Source organism: Micromonospora sp. NPDC093277, from assembly GCF_044765245.1.
Classification (GTDB): Bacteria; Actinomycetota; Actinomycetes; order Mycobacteriales; family Micromonosporaceae; genus Micromonospora.
Genome location: NZ_JBIWJO010000003.1, coordinates 439,172 through 456,305, shown reverse-complemented (window position 1 = coordinate 456,305; position 17,134 = coordinate 439,172). Strand labels below are relative to the sequence as shown.

Sequence of the window (17,134 nt, the reverse complement as noted above, 5' to 3'; positions counted from 1 at the left end):
CGGCGCCCCGCGGCGCGGGTTACCCCTCGGCGGCTGCGGGAATGCGGTCCGCCGACGGACCGTCCGCGTCGAGGGGAGTGCCGGTTGTCGCGCAAGGGCCTGTCCACGACCGTCCCGCAGCGGCTCGCCCCGGTCGCCGGCGCGCCGCTGTGGTGCGATGCGCGCGACTTCGGGCTCACCGGCGACGGGGTGACCAACGACCAGCCGGCGCTGGCGGCACTGGTGGACCGGCTGGGCGAGGGATACGCCGCCGACGGGCGGGCCCGGGTGATCTACTGCCCGCCCGGCATCTACTCGATCCGGGACGCCGGCACCGTGTGGCGCAGCGGCGTGTCGCTGATCGGCGCCGGTTCCGCGGCGACCCGCTTCCTGCTCAGCAACGAGGGAAACCGCGGCGACCCGGTGCCGCTGGCCTACTGGACATCGGTGCAGCACGGTGCGGACCGGGACCGGCACATCGCCGACTGCACCTTTGCCGACTTCGAGATCGACGGCTCGGGGGTCGGCATGGCCGAGTACAACTACCTCGCCAAGGGCCTCGGCCTGCAGTACGTGGTGCGCGGCGTGTTCCGCAACCTCTACATCCACCACACCGGGGCGACCGGGCTCGGCTGCGACTTCCTGCAGGACAGCCTGATCGACGGGGTGGTCGTGGTGGGCTGCGGCCGCCTCGACAACGGCGAGCAGATGGGCGGCGCGGGCATCGGCGTCGGCATCGGCGGCTGGGGCGACGTGGAGCGGCTCACCATCGCCAACTGCACCACGGTCGGCAACGGCACCAACGGGATCTTCCTGGAGCTGCAGAAGGACCACTGGTCGCCGCCACGCGGCTTCCGCATCATCGGGTGCCACAGCCAGGCCAACCGGTTCGGCATCTCCGACTGGGGAGCCGACGGCCTCGTGGTGTCCGCCTGCACCCTCACCAACAACCTGGAGGCCGGGTTCGACGTCTCCGCCAACGGCACCTCGGGGGTGGCCGGCCGGGGTGGCCTGTTGACCGGCTGCGACATCGACCGCAACGTCGGCGACGGGATCAGCATGGGCAACACCCCGGGCGCGTACGCGGTGCGGGGCAACCGGATCACCCGCAACGGCGGATACGGCTACCACGAGCACGACCTGGGCAACGGCTACCGGGGCCCGGCGGCGGACGTGGTGATCGAGGCCAACGACATCCGGGACAACGCCCTGGACGGCATCCGCATCGACCGGCCCATGATCGACGCGACGGTGCTCGGCAACCGGATCCGCGACAACGGGCGGCGCTCCGCCCCGGCGCACCGCGGCGGTGGCGACGCGGTGCGCTACGGACCCCGCTCGGTGGTCGACGGCGCGGCGGACTGGCCCTGGGACGGGCACCGGGGCAAGACGGTCCGGGTCGACTCGCGGGTCGCCGTGGTGGCGGCCAACACCGCCACGGAGCTGTCCCTCGCCGAGGTGCGGCCGGACGGCGCGACCGGATGGAACGAGGCGACCCCGGCGCCCGGCACGTCGTACGAGCTGCCGGCCGGCCCGGCTGTCCGGGCCGGGATCACCGTCAACGCCCGGCTCGAGTCGGCCTCGATACGGGGCAACCGGATCTGGAACCGGGACGAGGAGACCCAGACGTACGGGTTCTGGGTCACCGCGGCAGGCAGTTGCCTCTCCTGCCGGATCGAGGACAACGACTTCGCCGGCACCGAGGCCGCCGTCCGGTTGGAGACGCCCCTGACCCGCGGCCGCTGGGACCACAACCACGAGAACGTGGAGTGAGGGCCGGGCCGGGCCCGCCGGGTCAGGACCGGCGGGCCAGGTGGGTGGCGATCGCCGCGGCGAGGCGGTCGGGGGCGGCGTCGGCGTACCCGATGAACAGGCTCGGCTCGGTGAGCTCCAGCTCGACCAGGACCGGTGCGCCGTCCGGGCCGGGAATCAGGTCGACCCGGGCGTAGAGCAGCCGGTCCGGGCCGCCCGGGACGGCGGCCAGGGCCCGCTGCGCCACCGCGAGCTGGTCGGGCAGCGCCGCGCGGGGGTCGATCCGCTCCTCCTTGTAGAGCTCGGCCACGCCCAGGTCGGGGCCGGTCAGCATCGGCCCCTTGCGGATCGCGTGGCTGAACGCGAGGCCCTCCGGCCCGGTGAGGAAGAGCAGCGCGGTCTCGCCGGCGGTGTCCACCGCGCGCAGGTACGGCTGGACCATGGCGACCCGGCCGGCTGCGGTGAGCCGCCGCACGTGCGCCGCGGCCAGCTCCCGGTGCTCCGGGTCGGCCAGGTCGTACCGGCCGGTGTCCTGGCTGCCGGCGCTGATCGCCGGCTTGATCACGTATTCGCCGGCGTCGTCGGGCGGCGCCCAGGTCTCCCCCGGCTCGATCCAGACGGTCGGCACGGTGGGCACGCCGGCGGCGGAGAGTTCGGCGAGATACCGCTTGTCGGTGTTCCAGCCGACCACGTCGATCGGGTTGGCCAGCCGGGGCACGGTCTGCGCCCAGGCGACGAACTCGTCGCGGCGCCGCGCGTAGTCCCAGGGTGAGCGGAGGACGACGAGGCCGTACCCGGACCAGTCCACGGCCGGGTCGTCCCAGATCGCCGCCTCGGCGGCGACGCCGCGGGCGGCCAGCGGGGCGAGCACGAGCCGGTCGTCCGGGTCGAGGTCGGGCAGGGCGGAGCAGGTGACGAGAGCGACCCGGGGTTCCCCCCGGGCCGGCTGGTGGTGGTTGGTCAATTTATGTCAACGGGCCATCGTGCGCCGGGCCATCGACCGCCAGAGGTCGTTGCTGGGCCGCATCTGGTCCATCAGCTCACGCTCCCAGGCGTTCTCGACGGTGACTCCGGCCGTGGCGCACGCCTGCCGCGCGATGTCGGTGCCGTCGGCGAACTGGTCGGCCCACTCCCCGTCGGAGCCCACGAGGACGATCCGGGCGCCGCGCTTGCCGACGTACTCGATGACCGCCTTCGCGCCGCCGTGTCCGGCGGCGAACGACTTGATGCCGGCAACCAGGCCGTCGGGGGACTGGTTGGCGACGGTCTGTTCGGCCGTCAGCGTCGTATCGGAACCATCTGCCATGACGCGAAGCCTAAGCAGACTTGCACCCACATGTGCGAGAACGATGAACTAATTGTGATGCCAATTACCTGCCGGCTTAAGGAAGACCACAGGCAACTTGCCCGGCTATGTCGCACTAAGTCGACACCAAGCGGACAGGCAAGATCGTCACATTCTGTCCGGGTTGAGCCAAGTTCGCTCAACCCGAAAAAGACTGTGACGAACCGCTCGACCTGCGATGTCCCATCCACCCGGTCAAACGCCGGGCCCGGGTCAGAGCAGGGCGTCGAGCGCGACGGCCGCGAAGAGGATGGTCAGGTAGGTGGTCGACCAGTGGAACAGCCGCATCGGCTTGACCGCCTCGCCGCGCGCCGCGCGCCGGCAGAGCTTGTGCGCCTCGACGACGAAGACGCCGCCGACAACCAGCGCGGTCACCCCGTAGATGGGGCTCATCCCCAGCGGCCAGACGGCCAGCGACGAGATCAGGGTCAGCCAGGAGAAGATCAGGATCTCGGCGTTCACCCGCCGGACCGAGGCCACCACCGGCAGCATCGGCACGCCGGCCCGGGCGTAGTCGGCCTTGTACTTGATCGCCAGCGCGTAGAAGTGCGGCATCTGCCAGAAGAAGACCACCGCGAAGAGCGCCCACGCGGCGGGGGCCAGCGAGCCGGTGACCGCGGCCCAGCCGATCAGCACCGGCGCGGAACCGCAGATGCCACCCCAGAAGGTGTTCGCCGCCGTGGTCCGCTTCAGCCAGAGCGTGTAGACCAGGTCGTAGTAGGCGATCGCGGCCAGGGTCAGCCCCGTCGCCAGCCAGTTGGTCAACGCGGCCATCAGCGCCAGCGAGACCGCCGCCAGCACCAGACCGAAGATCAGCGCGCTGCGTGGCGACACGGTGTGCGCGGGCAGCGGCCGGCGCTTGGTGCGCCGCATCAACTGGTCGATGTCGCGGTCGATGTAGCAGTTGAGCACGCTCGCCGCGCCGGCGGCGAGCGAGCCGCCGACCAGCACCACAGCCACCAGCCAGAGCGAGGGCATGCCGCCGTGGGCGAGCATCATCGCCGGCACCGTGGTGACCAGCAGCAGCTCGACGATCCGCGGCTTGGTGAGGGCCACGTACGCGGCCACCACCGCCCGCACCCCCCGCTGGCCGTTCGCCGCCTCCTCGGCCACCGTGCCCACCGGCGGTTGGCCGCCAGGGTTGCTGACGGGGCGCTCGGTGATCATGCTCACGGATTGCCACCTTCCGGCTTCGGCAGGGGGAGGTCGGGTCGGTCCGGACCCGTCCGGGTCCACACACCGACCCACAGACTACGCGTCGTCGTTTTCGCTGCCCCCGAGACCCGACGACGGTGCGGGCCGTCACAGTCCGCGGTCGACGACCGATCCGGTCGGACCGTACGGAAGAGATCCCTGGGCGCACGTTTAGGACCGCTCGATAGGGTCATCGGTGAGGGTTCCGCCCATCTGCCGAGGAGCACAACTAGTGGCTGCCAACCGACCCGAGCTTCCCGCTCTCAACTGGTCCGACCTCGACCGTAGGGCCGTCGACACGGTCCGCGTGCTGGCCATGGACGCCGTGGAGAAATCCGGCAACGGCCACCCGGGTACGGCGATGAGCCTCGCCCCGGCGGCGTACCTGCTCTTCAACCGGGTCATGCGGCACAACCCGGCCGACCCGGGCTGGACCGGCCGGGACCGGTTCGTCCTCTCCGCCGGGCACTCCAGCCTGACCCTGTACATCCAGCTCTTCCTCGCCGGCTACCCGCTGTCGCTGGACGACCTGAAGGCGCTGCGCCAGTGGGGCTCGCTCACCCCCGGCCACCCCGAGCACGGGCACACCCCGGGCGTGGAGACCACCACCGGCCCGCTCGGCCAGGGCCTCGGCAACGCGGTCGGCATGGCCATGGCGGCCCGCCGCGAGCGCGGCCTGTTCGACCCGGCGGCGGAGGCCGGCGAGTCCCCCTTCGACCACAACATCTGGTGCATCGCCTCGGACGGCGACATCGAGGAGGGCATCAGCCACGAGGCCAGCGCCCTCGCCGGCCACCAGCAGCTCGGCAACCTCTGCGTGATCTACGACGACAACGAGATCTCGATCGAGGACGACACCCGCATCGCCCTGAGCGAGGACGTCGCCGCCCGCTACACGGCGTACGGCTGGCACGTGCAGACCGTCGACTGGCGCCGCGGCGACGCCGACCAGGGCGACTACCACGAGGACGTCGAGGCGCTCCACCAGGCGCTGCTGGCCGCCCGGGCGGAGACCGGCCGCCCCTCCTTCATCGCGCTGCGCACCATCATCGGCTGGCCCGCGCCGAACAAGAAGAACACCGGCAAGATCCACGGCTCGGCGCTCGGCGCCGACGAGGTGAAGGCCACCAAGGAGATCCTCGGCTTCGACCCGCAGCGAACCTTCGAGGTCGACGAGGAGGTCCTCAAGCACTCCCGCCAGGTGATGAAGCGCGGCGCCGCGGCCCAGGCGGCGTGGACCACCACGTTCGACGCGTGGGCGCAGGCCAACCCGGAACGCAAGGCGCTCTGGGACCGGACGGCCCTGCGCCAGCTCCCCGAGGGCTGGGCCGACGCGCTGCCGACCTTCCCGGCCGACGCCAAGGGCGTCGCCACCCGGGCCGCCTCCGGCAAGGTGCTGGAGGCCCTCGCCCCGGTGCTGCCGGAGCTCTGGGGCGGCTCCGCCGACCTGGCGGAGAGCAACAACACCACCATGAAGGGTGAGCCGTCGTTCATCCCGGCGGTACACGCGACCAAGGACTTCCCCGGCGACGAATACGGCCGCACCCTGCACTTCGGCATCCGCGAGCACGCCATGGGCGCGATCCTCAACGGCATCGCCCTGCACGGCGGCACCCGCCCGTACGGCGGCACCTTCCTGGTGTTCAGCGACTACATGCGGCCCTCGGTGCGGCTCGCCGCGCTGATGAAGCTGCCGGTGGTCTACGTCTGGACGCACGACTCGATCGGCCTCGGTGAGGACGGCCCGACCCACCAGCCGGTGGAGCACCTGACCGCGCTGCGCGCCATCCCCGGCCTGGACGTGGTCCGCCCGGCCGACGCCAACGAGACCGTGTGGGCGTGGCGGCAGGCCCTGGAGCACACCGACCGGCCGACCGCGCTGGCACTCAGCCGCCAGGCGCTGCCGACCCTGGACCGCACCGAGCTGGCCGGCGCCGAGGGCGCCGCCAAGGGCGGCTACGTGCTCGCCGAGGCGTCCACCGGCAGCCCGCAGGTGATCCTCGTCGGCACCGGCTCCGAGGTGCAGCTCTGCCTCACCGCCCGCGAGCGGCTGGAGGCCGACGGCACCCCCACCCGGGTCGTCTCCATGCCCTGCCAGGAGTGGTTCTTCGCGCAGGACGAGGCGTACCGGGAGTCGGTCCTGCCGCGCGGGGTAAAGGCTCGGGTGAGCGTGGAGGCGGGCATCGCCATGTCCTGGCGGGGGATCGTCGGGGACAGCGGCGAGAGCGTGAGCCTGGAGCACTACGGGGCGAGCGCCCCGCACACCGTGCTCTTCGAGCAGTTCGGGTTCACCCCCGACCGGATCGTGGCCGCCGCGCACGCGGCACTGACCCGGGTGGGCGACATCACCGGTTACACGACCGGCAACTGAGGGGAGCGTGGACGGCATGACCGACAGGCTGGGTGAGCTGAGCGCCACGGGTGTGGCGATCTGGCTCGACGACCTTTCCCGGGTACGACTGAGCTCCGGCGGGCTGGACCAGCTGCGCCGGGAGAAGCACCTGGTCGGGGTCACCTCCAACCCGACCATCTTCGCCAAGGCACTGAGCGCCGCCGACGAGTACGACTGGCAGCTCAAGGACCTGGCAATCCGCGGGGTGGACGTCGAAGAGGCGGTCCGCATGCTCACCACGTACGACGTGCGGTGGGCCTGCGACGTGATGCGCCCGGCGTACGACGCCAGCGCGGGAGTCGACGGCCGGGTTTCCATCGAGGTGGACCCGCGGCTGGCCCACGAGACGGAGAAGACCGTCGCCGAGGCCGGGGCGCTGTGGTGGCTGATCGACCGGCCCAACCTGTTCATCAAGATCCCCGCCACCGAGGCGGGGCTGCCGGCGATCACCGCCACCCTGGCCCAGGGGATCAGCGTCAACGTCACCCTGATCTTCGGCCTGGACCGATACTCGCAGGTCATGGAGGCGTTCCTCGCCGGCCTGGAGCAGGCGAAGGCGAACGGCCACGACCTGGCCAAGATCGGCTCGGTCGCGTCGTTCTTCGTCTCCCGGGTCGACAGCGAGGTGGACAAGAGACTTGATCGGATGGCCGGCGAGGCCGCGGACCCGGCAGGCAAGGAGCGTGCGCTGGGACTGAAGGGACGCGCCGCCATCGCCAACGCCCGACTCGCGTACGAGCGCTACTGCGAGGTCTTCGCCTCCGACCGGTGGCAGGCCCTCGCCGACGCCGGCGCCCACCCGCAGCGTCCGCTCTGGGCCTCCACCTCGACCAAGAACCCCGACTACCGCGACGTCATGTACGTCGAGCAGCTGATCGCCTCCGGCACGGTCAACACCATGCCGGAGGCGACCATCCACGCCTTCGCCGACCACGGAGAGGTGCGGTCCGACACCATCACCGGCTGCTTCGACGACGCCCACAAGGTCTTCACCGACCTCCAGGCGGTCGGCGTGGACATGGCCGACGTGATCGCCGTCCTCGAACGGGAGGGCGTGGAGAAGTTCGAGGCCAGCTGGGTGGAGCTGCTCGACGGGGTGCGGAAGTCCCTCACCGAGGCGGCCCGGGGCACCGGGACGCCGGGGCAGGCCGCCAAGGGCAACGCTCGGGCCGCCGAGCAGGCCGGGGGCAACGCGTGACGGACGGCGTCGGAAGCGCCCCGGGGCACCGCCCCGGGACGCCCCGCGCCGCGATCGCCCACCCGGACCCGGGTGGCGTCGCCAGCGACCTGTTGGCCGGCCCGGCGGACGCCGCCGCCGGGCTGGCCGTACGCGGCGCGGACGCGGTCGACCCCGCCGCCTCCGCGTCGATACGCGACACCCTGATCGCCCGGGACGTCCCCGCCCGGCTCGCCGCCAAGGACCCCACCCTCTGGGGACCCGGGGCCGAGACCGGGGCGAAGGTACGCCTCGGCTGGCTGGACACCCACCGGCGCAGCCGGGAGCTGCTCCCCCAGCTCGCCGAGCTGATCGAGGAGCTGGCCGACCTGGACCACGTGGTGCTCGCCGGGATGGGCGGCTCGTCGCTCGCCCCGGAGACCATCGCCCGGACCCTTGGCCGGCCGCTGACCGTGCTGGACACCACCGATCCCGGGCAGGTCCGGGCGGCCCTCGCCGACCGGCTCGACCGCACCGTGGTGGTGCTCGCCAGCAAGTCCGGCTCGACGGTGGAGACGGACAGCCTCCGGCGGGCGTACTGGCACGCGTTCCTCGACGCCGGGATGACCGAGGCGGAGGCCGCCCGGCACTTCGTGGTGGTCACCGACCCGGGTTCGCCGCTGGAGGCGGTCGCCGCGGAGATGGGCGTGGTCACCATCGTCGCCGACCCGGACGTGGGCGGGCGATACTCGGCGCTCACCGCGTTCGGCCTGGTCCCCTCGGCACTGGCCGGGGTCGCCGTGGCCGACCTCCTGGACGACGCCGACGCGCTGGCCGGCCCGCTGGCCCACCACCGGGACAATCCGGGCCTGGCCCTCGGGGTGGCGTTCGGCGCGGCGGCCGCCACCGGCCGGGGCACGGTCGCCCTGGTGGCCGACGGCACCGGCGTCGACGGGCTGGGCGACTGGGCCGAGCAGTTGCTCGCCGAGTCGACCGGCAAGGCCGGAATGGGGATCCTGCCCGTCGTGGTGGAGTCGCCGGACGCCCCCGGCGCCACCGGCCCGGGCATCCTCACCGTGAGCTTCGGCGGGGCCCTCGCCCCGGGCGTGGTGCCGCCCGGCGCCGCCGACGTCGCGGTCAACGGCCCCCTCGGCGCCCAGTTCCTCACCTGGGAGTACGCCACCGCTATCGCCGCGGCGGTGCTGGGCGTCGACCCGTTCGACCAGCCCGACGTCGCCGAGAGCAAGGAGCACTGCGCCCGTATCCTCGCCACCGGTCCGGCGGTGGAGACACCGTCGTTCACCGAGGGCGCGGTCGAGGCGTACGCCCCGGCCGGCGCCCCCGCCGACCTGGCCGACGCGCTGCGTTGGCTGCTCGACGGGCTCACCGGCGACGGCTACCTCGCGGTGACGGCGTACCTCGACCGGCAGGCGGACGCGGCGGTGGCCGGGCTGCGCCAACTGCTGGCCCGGGCCACCGCACGACCGGTCACCTTCGGGTGGGGGCCACGGTCCCTGCACTCGACCGGGCAGTACCACAAGGGCGGCCCCCCGGTCGGCAGCCACCTTCAGGTGACCGGCGCCGTCACCGACGATCTGCCGGTGCCCGGCCGCCCGTACACCTTCGGGGAACTGCAGGCGGCCCAGGCGGCCGGCGACCGGCAGGCCCTGGCCGACCGGGGGCGACCCGTGCTACGCCTGCACCTGACCGAGCGGGCGGCGGGCGTCGCCCAGCTGCTGGATGCTGCCGGACGGACACGGACGTGACGATGATTGACGTTGACGTGACATCAGCGGAGCGAGGAGGAAGCGTGAACCCGCTGCGCGACCCTCAGGACAGACGGCTGCCACGGATCCCGGAGCCGTGCGCTCTGGTGATCTTCGGGGTCACCGGTGACCTGGCCCGCAAGAAGCTCCTGCCGGCGGTCTACGACCTGGCGAACCGGGGGCTGCTGCCGCCCGGTTTCGTGGTCCTGGGCTTCGCCCGGCGGGACTGGGGCGACGGCGACTTCGAGTCGCTGGCCTACGAGGCGGCGAAGAAGAACGCCCGCACCCCGTGGCGGGAGGAGGTCTGGGCGCGGCTGGCCGGCCACATCAAGTTCGTCGGCGGCTCGTTCGACGACGACGCCGCCTTCGACCAGCTCGCCGCCACCCTCGACGAGCTGCGGGACACCCAGGGCATCCCCGGCAACGCCGCCTTCTACTTCTCCATCCCCCCGGCGGCCTTCCCCGTGGTGCTCAAGCAGCTCGCCCGGACGGGCATGGCCGACAACGCCAAGTCCGGCGGCTGGCGCCGGGTGGTGGTGGAGAAGCCGTTCGGCAACGACCTGCCCTCGGCCAAGTCGCTCAACGACCTGGTCGACGACGTCTTCACCCGCAAGGACGTCTTCCGGATCGACCACTACCTGGGCAAGGAGACCGTCCAGAACATCCTCGCCCTGCGGTTCGCCAACAACCTGTTCGAGCCGCTGTGGAACTCGAAGTACGTCGACTCGGTGCAGATCACCATGGCCGAGGACGTCGGTATCGGCAGCCGCGCCGGCTTCTACGACTCGGCCGGCGCCGCCCGGGACGTGCTCCAGAACCACCTGCTGCAACTGCTCGCCCTGGTGGCGATGGAGGAGCCGACCAGCTTCGACGCCGACGAGATCCGCGCCGAGAAGCTGAAGGTGCTCAAGGCCATCACGGTGCCCGGCGACATCTCCCGGGACACCGTCCGGGGCCAGTACCTGCCCGGCTGGGTCGGCGGCGAGCGGGCCGTCGGCTACCTGGATGAGAAGGACATCCCGGAGAACTCCACCACCGAGACGTACGTCGCCGTCAAGCTCGGCATCCAGAACCGGCGCTGGGCGGGGGTGCCGTTCTACATCCGGGCCGGCAAGCGGCTGCCCCGGCGGGTCACCGAGGTGGCGATCATCTTCAAGACGGCACCGCACCTGCCGTTCGACCCGGCCGACGTGGAGTCGCTCGGCAACAACCAGCTCGTCATCCGGGTCCAGCCCGACGAGGGCGTGGTCCTGAAGTTCGGCTCGAAGGTGCCGGGCACCGCCATGGAGGTTCGCGACATCGCGATGGACTTCCAGTACGGCGAGGCGTTCACCGAGTCCAGCCCCGAGGCGTACGAACGGCTGGTGCTGGACGTGCTGATCGGTGACCGGACGCTGTTCCCGGACGCCGCCGAGGTGGAGCAGAGCTGGCAGGTGGTGGACCCGCTGGAGCGCGCCTGGACGGGCCACAAACCGGAGCCGTACCGGGCCGGCGAGTGGGGCCCGCGGGCAGCGGACGAGATGCTGGCCCGCGACGGCCGGTCCTGGCGGCGGGCATGACCGAGCAGACCTGGAGGATCCGTTGATCGGGCTGTGGGACACCACCGGCAACGAGGTGGTCAAGGCGCTCGCCGCCGAACGGCGCAGCGCGGGCGGGGTGGCCAGCGGCATGGCGCTCACCCTGATCGTCGTGGTGGACGAGAAGCGGGTACGGGAGGCGGAGGCGGCGGCGACCATAGCCGCCGCGGCCCACCCGTGCCGGCTGCTCGTGGTGGTCCGCTCGGAGGTCGAGCGGGACCGCAACCGCCTGGACGCGGAGATCGTCGTCGGCGGCCGGCTCGGCCCGTGCGAGGCGGTGGTGACCCGGATGTACGGCCGCCTCGCGCTGCACGCCGAGTCGGTGGTGATGCCGCTGCTGGTGCCGGACGTGCCGGTGGTGACGTGGTGGCACGGCGAGCCGCCGGAGGAGATCGCGACCGACTTCCTCGGCGTGGTGGCGGACCGGCGGATCACCGACTCGGCGCAGGCCGCCGACCCGGTCGCCGCGCTGCGGCAGCGGGCCGTGGACTACGCTCCGGGCGACACCGACCTGGCCTGGACCCGGATCACCCCGTGGCGCACCCTGGTCGCCGGGGCGTTCGACACCGCCGAGTACGGGATCACCGAGGCGACGGTGGTGGCGCCGCGCAGGGATCCGACGGCGGCGCTGATGCGCGGCTGGCTCGCCGCCCGGCTGCACATCGACCCGGTCTGGGAGCCCACCGACGAGTTCCCCCGGATGCGCGAGGTGGGGCTGCGCTGCGCCAACGGCGACGAGCTGGTGCTGACCCGGGAGGACAGCATGGCGACCTTCCGGCGTACCGGCCAGGAGGACCGGGCCCTGCCGCTGGTCCGCCGCCCGCTCGGCGACGAGCTGGCCGAGGAACTGCGCCGCCTCGACGCCGACCAGGTCTACGCGGAGGCGCTCGGCGCGGTCGCCGGCATCTCCGGGCTGGATCAGCGCCCCGGCAAGCGAGTGCACGTGTGGAAGGATCCGGCGACCGCTCAACGGGCTGAGGCCGGGGTCACCGCGCACGCCGGCGCGACCGCCAACGGGTGAGCCGGCCCGCCGTCACGGCGAAAACACGGACCGAACGGCGGTCGGACAGTCAGGTGACCGCCGTGGGGCGGTCGGAACACGAAGGCACGACATGAGTGAGGCGAGTGTCGCCGTACACGCCGACCCCGACCTGCTGGCGCAGGCGGTGGCGGCCCGGTTGGTGGTGAAGCTGCTCGACGCGCAGGCGGATCGGGGCCAGGCGTCGGTGGTGCTGACCGGCGGGCGGATCGCCGCGGCGGTGTACCGGGCGGTGGTGCGGCTACCGGCCCGGGACGCGGTCGACTGGTCCCGGGTCGACCTCTGGTGGGGCGACGAGCGGTTCCTGCCGGCCGGCGACCCGGAGCGCAACGAGACGCAGGCCCGGGAGGCGCTGCTGGCCGTGCTGCCGCTGGACCCGACGCGGGTGCATCCGATGCCGGCCGCCGACGGGCCGGCCGGCAACGACCCGGAGGCGGCCGCCGCCGGGTACGCCGAGGAACTCGCCCGGGCCGCCCGGCCGGGAAACGCCACGCTGCCCCACTTCGACGTGCTGATGCTCGGCGTCGGCGAGGACGGGCATGTGGCGTCGGTCTTTCCTGAGCACCCGGTACACCACGACAACCGGCCGGTCAGCGCGGTACGCGGCAGCCCGAAGCCGCCGCCGGTGCGGACCACGCTGACCCTGCCGGCGATCAACACCGCCGAGGAGGTCTGGCTGGTGGCCGCCGGCGCGGACAAGGCCCGGGCGGTGGGCATGGCTCTCGCCGGCGCCGGGCCGGTGCAACTGCCGGCGGCCGGGGTGCACGGGGTGTCCCGTACCCTCTGGCTGCTCGACCGGGCGGCGGCGGCCGACGTGCCGCCCCGCTTCCGCAGCCTGCGCTGACCGGTGAGGAGGGGCCCCTTAACGCCTGCGGTACAGCAGGGGTCCCTTCCCAACTGGCGACCTGGTCGGCGACGCCGTGGCTCAGGACCGGCCGCGACGGCGGGCCAGCGTGGCCAGGGCCTCGGCGAGGAGCGCCTCCGCCTGCTCCGGGGTACGCCGCTCCTGCACGTACGCCAGGTGGGTCTTGTAGGGCTCCGCGCGGTGCCCGCCCGGCGGGTTCCCCCGGTCCGGCCCGGCCGGCTGGCCGCAGCGCGGGCACTCCCACGCCGGCGGCGTCTCCGCCTCGGCGGCGATGAGGAACTGCACGCGGTGGGCGTTGCGGCACCAGTAGGTGACCGGGCGGCGTGGGGCCGGCTCGATGAACCGGTCGAAGCGCTCGGGGGCGGAACCGATCCGGGTGCCGCGGATGACGTTGCCATTCGGCACTGCTTGCTCCTGTCGTCGGAGGGGGCCGCCGCGCGGGGGGACGGGCGACGGGCGACGCGGTGCAGCGCAAAAAGAATCTGCGCGCGATCCGTGACGGACCGCGCGCAGATTGTACGACTCGACGGGCTGCTCAGGCTCCGCTGCTGAGCTGGAGGCGGAGCCAGAGCCCGATCCCGACGATGCACGCGAACCAGACGATCCCGACCAGAACGGTGTAGCGGTCGAGGTTCTTCTCGGCGACCGAGGAGCCGGCCAGGCTGGAGCTGACCCCACCGCCGAACATGCTCGACAGGCCGCCGCCCTTGCCGCGGTGGAGCAGGATCAGCAGGGTGAGCAGCACGCTCGTGATGACCAACAACACGATCATCGTGTACGCGAACCAGATCGGCATGGCGGGGGTCAATCCTCTCGTTGCGATCACTGCCCGTCCTGTCGGGCACGGTGGCACCGACCGTTGGACGGGCAGCGTCAAGGATAGCGAGCGATCAGCGAGCGATGTGCTCCGGGAACCGGCAGATCTGCGCGAACTCCTCGGCGTCCAGGCTGGCGCCACCGATCAGCGCCCCGTCCACGTCCGGCTGGCTCATGATCGCGGCGATGTTCGCCGCCTTGACCGAGCCGCCGTAGAGGATCCGGACCTGCTGGGCGGTCGCCTCGTCGAAGGTCTCGCCGAGCCGCTTGCGAACCTCGCCGCAGACCTCCTGGGCGTCCTCCGGGGTCGCCGTCTTGCCGGTGCCGATCGCCCAGACCGGCTCGTACGCCACGACGACCTTGGTGACCTGCTCCGCGGTGAGCCCCCGGAGCGCGCCGTCGAGCTGGTCGCAGCAGTGCGGCACGTGCCGCAGCTGCTCCCGGACCTCCAGGCCCTCGCCGATGCACAGGATCGGGGTGAGCCCGTTGGACAGCGCGGCGTTCACCTTGTCGTTGACCAGCGCGTCGTCCTCCTGGTGGTACTGCCGCCGCTCGGAGTGGCCGACCACGACATAGGTGCAGCCCAGCTTGGCGAGCATCGGCCCGGAGATGTCCCCGGTGTACGCGCCCGACTGGTACGGCGACAGGTCCTGCGCGCCGTAGCCGATCAGCAGCTTGTCGCCGTCCACCGCGGTCTGCACGGTCCGCAGGTCGGTGAAGGGCGGCAGGACCACCGTCTCGACGTCGGTGAGCTGCTGCTCGGTGAGGCTCGCGGCCAGCTTCTGCACCAGCAGGTTGGCCTCAAGGTGGTTGAGATTCATCTTCCAGTTGCCGGCCATCAACGGCCGACGGGGGGTGCTCGCCATTCAGCTCTCCAGGGCCGCGATGCCGGGGAGGGTCTTGCCCTCCAGGTATTCCAGGGAGGCGCCGCCACCGGTGGAGATGTGATCGAAAGCAGCCTCGTCCAGGCCCAGCGCCCGGACCGCGGCGGCAGAATCACCGCCACCGACCACACTGAACGCGTCCGCCTTGGTGATCGCCTCGGCGACACCCCGGGTGCCGTTGGCGAAGGCAGCCATCTCGAACACGCCCATCGGGCCGTTCCAGAAGATGGTCTTCGCCTGGGACAGCGCGGCCGCGAAGCCGGCCACCGTCTCCGGGCCGATGTCCAGGCCCAGCCGGTGGCTCGGGATGCCGTCGGCGGGCACGGTGTCGTGCGCGGCGTCCGGGGCGAAGGCGTCCGCCGCCACCACGTCGACCGGGAGCATGATCTTGCCCGGCGCGCGTTCCATGAGGTTGCGGCAGGTCTCGACCATCTCCTCCTCCAGCAGCGAGGAGCCCACCTCGTGGCCCTGCGACTTGAGGAAGGTGAAGCACATCCCGCCGCCGATGAGCAGCCGGTCGACCGTGGGCAGCAGCGCCTCGATCACGGCGAGCTTGTCGGAGACCTTGGAACCGCCCAGCACCACCACGTACGGCCGGTCCGGGTCGGCGGTCAGCCTGCTGAGCACCTCCACCTCGCGCAGCACCAGCCGGCCGGCGACGTGCGGCAGCCGGGCCGGCACGTCGTGGACGCTGGCGTGCTTGCGGTGCACGGCGCCGAAGGCGTCGTCGACGTACGCCTCACCGAAGGCGGCGAGCTGGTCGGCGAAAGCGCCCCGCTCGGCGTCGTCCTTGCTGGTCTCTCCCTTGTTGAAGCGGAGGTTCTCCAGCAGCGCGACCTGACCGTCGGCCAGCCCCTGCACGCAGGCGCGGGCCGAGTCGCCGACGGTGTCCTCGGCGAAGTGCACCGGGGCGCCGAGCAGTTCGCCGAGCCGCCCGGCGACCGGACGCAGGCTGAACTGCGGGTCCGGCGCGCCCTTCGGCCGACCCAGGTGCGAACAGACGACCACCTTGGCGCCGGCCTGGACCAACGCGCTCAGGGTCGGCAGCACAGCCCGGATCCGACCGTCGTCCGTGATCTCACCCGTCTGCTTGTCGAGCGGGACGTTCAGGTCGGCGCGCACCAGCACGCGCCGACCCGACACCCCCTCGGCGAGCAGATCGTCGAGGTTGCGGATGCTCACAGCGAGCTACCCACCAGCTTGACCAGGTCGACGAGGCGGTTCGAGTAGCCCCACTCGTTGTCGTACCAGCCGACGACCTTGACCTGGTTGCCGATCACCTTGGTCAGCGGCGCGTCGTAGATGCACGACGCCGGGTCGGTGACGATGTCGGCGGAGACGATCGGGTCCTCGTTGTAGACCAGGATGCCCTTGAGCGGGCCGGCCGCGGCGGCCTTCATCGCGGCGTTGACCTCGTCCACGGTGGTCTCCCGGCCGACCGTGACGGTCAGGTCGGTGGCGGAGCCGGTCGGGATCGGCACCCGCAGCGCGTAACCGTCCAGCTTGCCCTTCAGCTCCGGCAGGACCAGGCCGATCGCCTTCGCGGCACCGGTCGAGGTCGGCACGATGTTGAGCGCGGCGGCCCGGGCCCGGCGCAGGTCCTTGTGCGGCGCGTCCTGCAGGTTCTGGTCCTGCGTGTACGCGTGGATGGTGGTCATCAGGCCCTGCTGGACGCCGAACGTGTCCTGCAGCACCTTCGCCATCGGGGCGAGGCAGTTGGTGGTGCAGGAGGCGTTCGAGATGATGGTGTGCTTGGCCGGGTCGTACTGGTCCTGGTTGACGCCCATGACCACGGTGACGTCCTCGTTCTTCGCCGGCGCGGAGATGATGACCTTCTTGGCCCCGCCGTCGATGTGCGCCTTCGCCTTGGTGGCGTCGGTGAAGAAACCGGTGGACTCGATGACGACATCGACGCCGGCCTCGCCCCACGGCAGCTTGGCCGGGTCCTTCTCGGCGTACGCCTTGATGGTGTGGCCGCCCACGCTGATCTCGTCGTCGGTGGCCTTCACCTCGTGCGGGAGGCGCCCCAGGATGCTGTCGTACTTGACAAGGTGGGCGAGCGTCGCGTTGTCGGTCAGGTCGTTGACCGCCACGACCTCGATGTCAGCACCGGACGCCAGCACTGCCCGGAAGAAGTTGCGGCCGATGCGGCCGAAGCCGTTGATGCCAACCCGGATGGTCACAGGTCCCATCTCCTCGCGTTCTGGTCCGCCGGCGTCAGACCTGGGCCGGCGGAGGTGTGTGCGCCGACCGTTGGAGCCGGCCGTTGACGGTTCATCTCGGCCACCCCGCCGCGGTCCTCAGGACCTGACCGCCCGAGGCGGTGAGTACGGCGAGGAGTGCCTTGTGTCGGCCCCCTTGCCGTACGC

The 17,134-nt window shown here is 72.1% G+C and carries 15 protein-coding genes; 7 read left to right on the top strand and 8 right to left on the bottom strand.

Going from position 1 to position 17,134, the window contains the following annotated elements:
- Positions 1-84 precede the first annotated feature (84 nt).
- Positions 85-1,752: a right-handed parallel beta-helix repeat-containing protein gene (locus tag ACIRG9_RS10015; protein WP_402852937.1), complete on the top strand. Its 1,668-nt coding sequence runs from the start codon at positions 85-87 to the stop codon at positions 1,750-1,752.
- Positions 1,753-1,774: 22 nt separating this feature from the next.
- On the opposite strand, the gene ACIRG9_RS10010 is transcribed toward ACIRG9_RS10015, so the two are convergent.
- The 3 genes from ACIRG9_RS10010 to ACIRG9_RS10000 all read right to left on the bottom strand — a co-directional run bounded on the left by ACIRG9_RS10010 (position 1,775) and on the right by ACIRG9_RS10000 (position 4,249).
- Positions 1,775-2,695, bottom strand: a complete 921-nt coding sequence (locus ACIRG9_RS10010) for a RimK family alpha-L-glutamate ligase (RefSeq protein ID WP_402852934.1) — start codon at positions 2,693-2,695, stop codon at positions 1,775-1,777.
- Positions 2,696-2,701: 6 nt separating this feature from the next.
- Positions 2,702-3,037, bottom strand: a complete 336-nt coding sequence (locus ACIRG9_RS10005) for a hypothetical protein (RefSeq protein WP_402852931.1) — start codon at positions 3,035-3,037, stop codon at positions 2,702-2,704.
- Between the two features lie 252 nt (positions 3,038-3,289).
- Positions 3,290-4,249, bottom strand: a complete 960-nt coding sequence (locus ACIRG9_RS10000; protein ID WP_402852929.1) for a heme o synthase — start codon at positions 4,247-4,249, stop codon at positions 3,290-3,292.
- Positions 4,250-4,502: 253 nt separating this feature from the next.
- Between ACIRG9_RS10000 and tkt the strand changes: the two genes are divergently transcribed.
- The 6 genes from tkt to pgl all read left to right on the top strand — a co-directional run bounded on the left by tkt (position 4,503) and on the right by pgl (position 13,044).
- On the top strand, positions 4,503-6,641 hold the full coding sequence (gene tkt, locus ACIRG9_RS09995; protein WP_402852928.1) for a transketolase: 2,139 nt from the start codon (positions 4,503-4,505) through the stop codon (positions 6,639-6,641).
- A 16-nt stretch (positions 6,642-6,657) separates the two neighbouring features.
- Positions 6,658-7,860: a transaldolase gene (tal, locus tag ACIRG9_RS09990; RefSeq protein WP_402852926.1), complete on the top strand. Its 1,203-nt coding sequence runs from the start codon at positions 6,658-6,660 to the stop codon at positions 7,858-7,860.
- Between the two features lie 53 nt (positions 7,861-7,913).
- On the top strand, positions 7,914-9,584 hold the full coding sequence (locus ACIRG9_RS09985; RefSeq protein WP_402853101.1) for a glucose-6-phosphate isomerase: 1,671 nt from the start codon (positions 7,914-7,916) through the stop codon (positions 9,582-9,584).
- A gap of 2 nt (positions 9,585-9,586) precedes the next feature.
- On the top strand, positions 9,587-11,143 hold the full coding sequence (zwf, locus tag ACIRG9_RS09980) for a glucose-6-phosphate dehydrogenase (RefSeq protein ID WP_402853098.1): 1,557 nt from the start codon (positions 9,587-9,589) through the stop codon (positions 11,141-11,143).
- 22 nt (positions 11,144-11,165) lie between these two features.
- Positions 11,166-12,182, top strand: a complete 1,017-nt coding sequence (locus ACIRG9_RS09975) for a glucose-6-phosphate dehydrogenase assembly protein OpcA (protein ID WP_402852924.1) — start codon at positions 11,166-11,168, stop codon at positions 12,180-12,182.
- Positions 12,183-12,273: 91 nt separating this feature from the next.
- Entirely contained in the window at positions 12,274-13,044 is a 771-nt protein-coding gene (pgl, locus tag ACIRG9_RS09970; RefSeq protein ID WP_402852921.1) for a 6-phosphogluconolactonase, read from the top strand.
- 81 nt (positions 13,045-13,125) lie between these two features.
- Here pgl and ACIRG9_RS09965 read toward each other — a convergent pair whose 3' ends face one another.
- From ACIRG9_RS09965 to gap, 5 genes are all read right to left on the bottom strand, one after another.
- Positions 13,126-13,470, bottom strand: coding sequence for an RNA polymerase-binding protein RbpA (locus ACIRG9_RS09965; RefSeq protein ID WP_402852919.1), 345 nt, complete (start codon positions 13,468-13,470; stop codon positions 13,126-13,128).
- Positions 13,471-13,600: 130 nt separating this feature from the next.
- A complete protein-coding gene (gene secG, locus ACIRG9_RS09960; protein WP_091121805.1) occupies positions 13,601-13,861 on the bottom strand; it encodes a preprotein translocase subunit SecG in 261 nt (86 codons plus the stop codon).
- A gap of 94 nt (positions 13,862-13,955) precedes the next feature.
- Positions 13,956-14,747: a triose-phosphate isomerase gene (tpiA, locus tag ACIRG9_RS09955; protein WP_402852915.1), complete on the bottom strand. Its 792-nt coding sequence runs from the start codon at positions 14,745-14,747 to the stop codon at positions 13,956-13,958.
- On the bottom strand, positions 14,748-15,947 hold the full coding sequence (locus tag ACIRG9_RS09950) for a phosphoglycerate kinase (protein ID WP_402852913.1): 1,200 nt from the start codon (positions 15,945-15,947) through the stop codon (positions 14,748-14,750).
- Positions 15,944-16,948: a type I glyceraldehyde-3-phosphate dehydrogenase gene (gap, locus tag ACIRG9_RS09945; protein ID WP_402852910.1), complete on the bottom strand. Its 1,005-nt coding sequence runs from the start codon at positions 16,946-16,948 to the stop codon at positions 15,944-15,946. Before gap ends, ACIRG9_RS09950 begins: the two co-directional genes overlap by 4 nt.
- Positions 16,949-17,134: the final 186 nt, after the last annotated feature.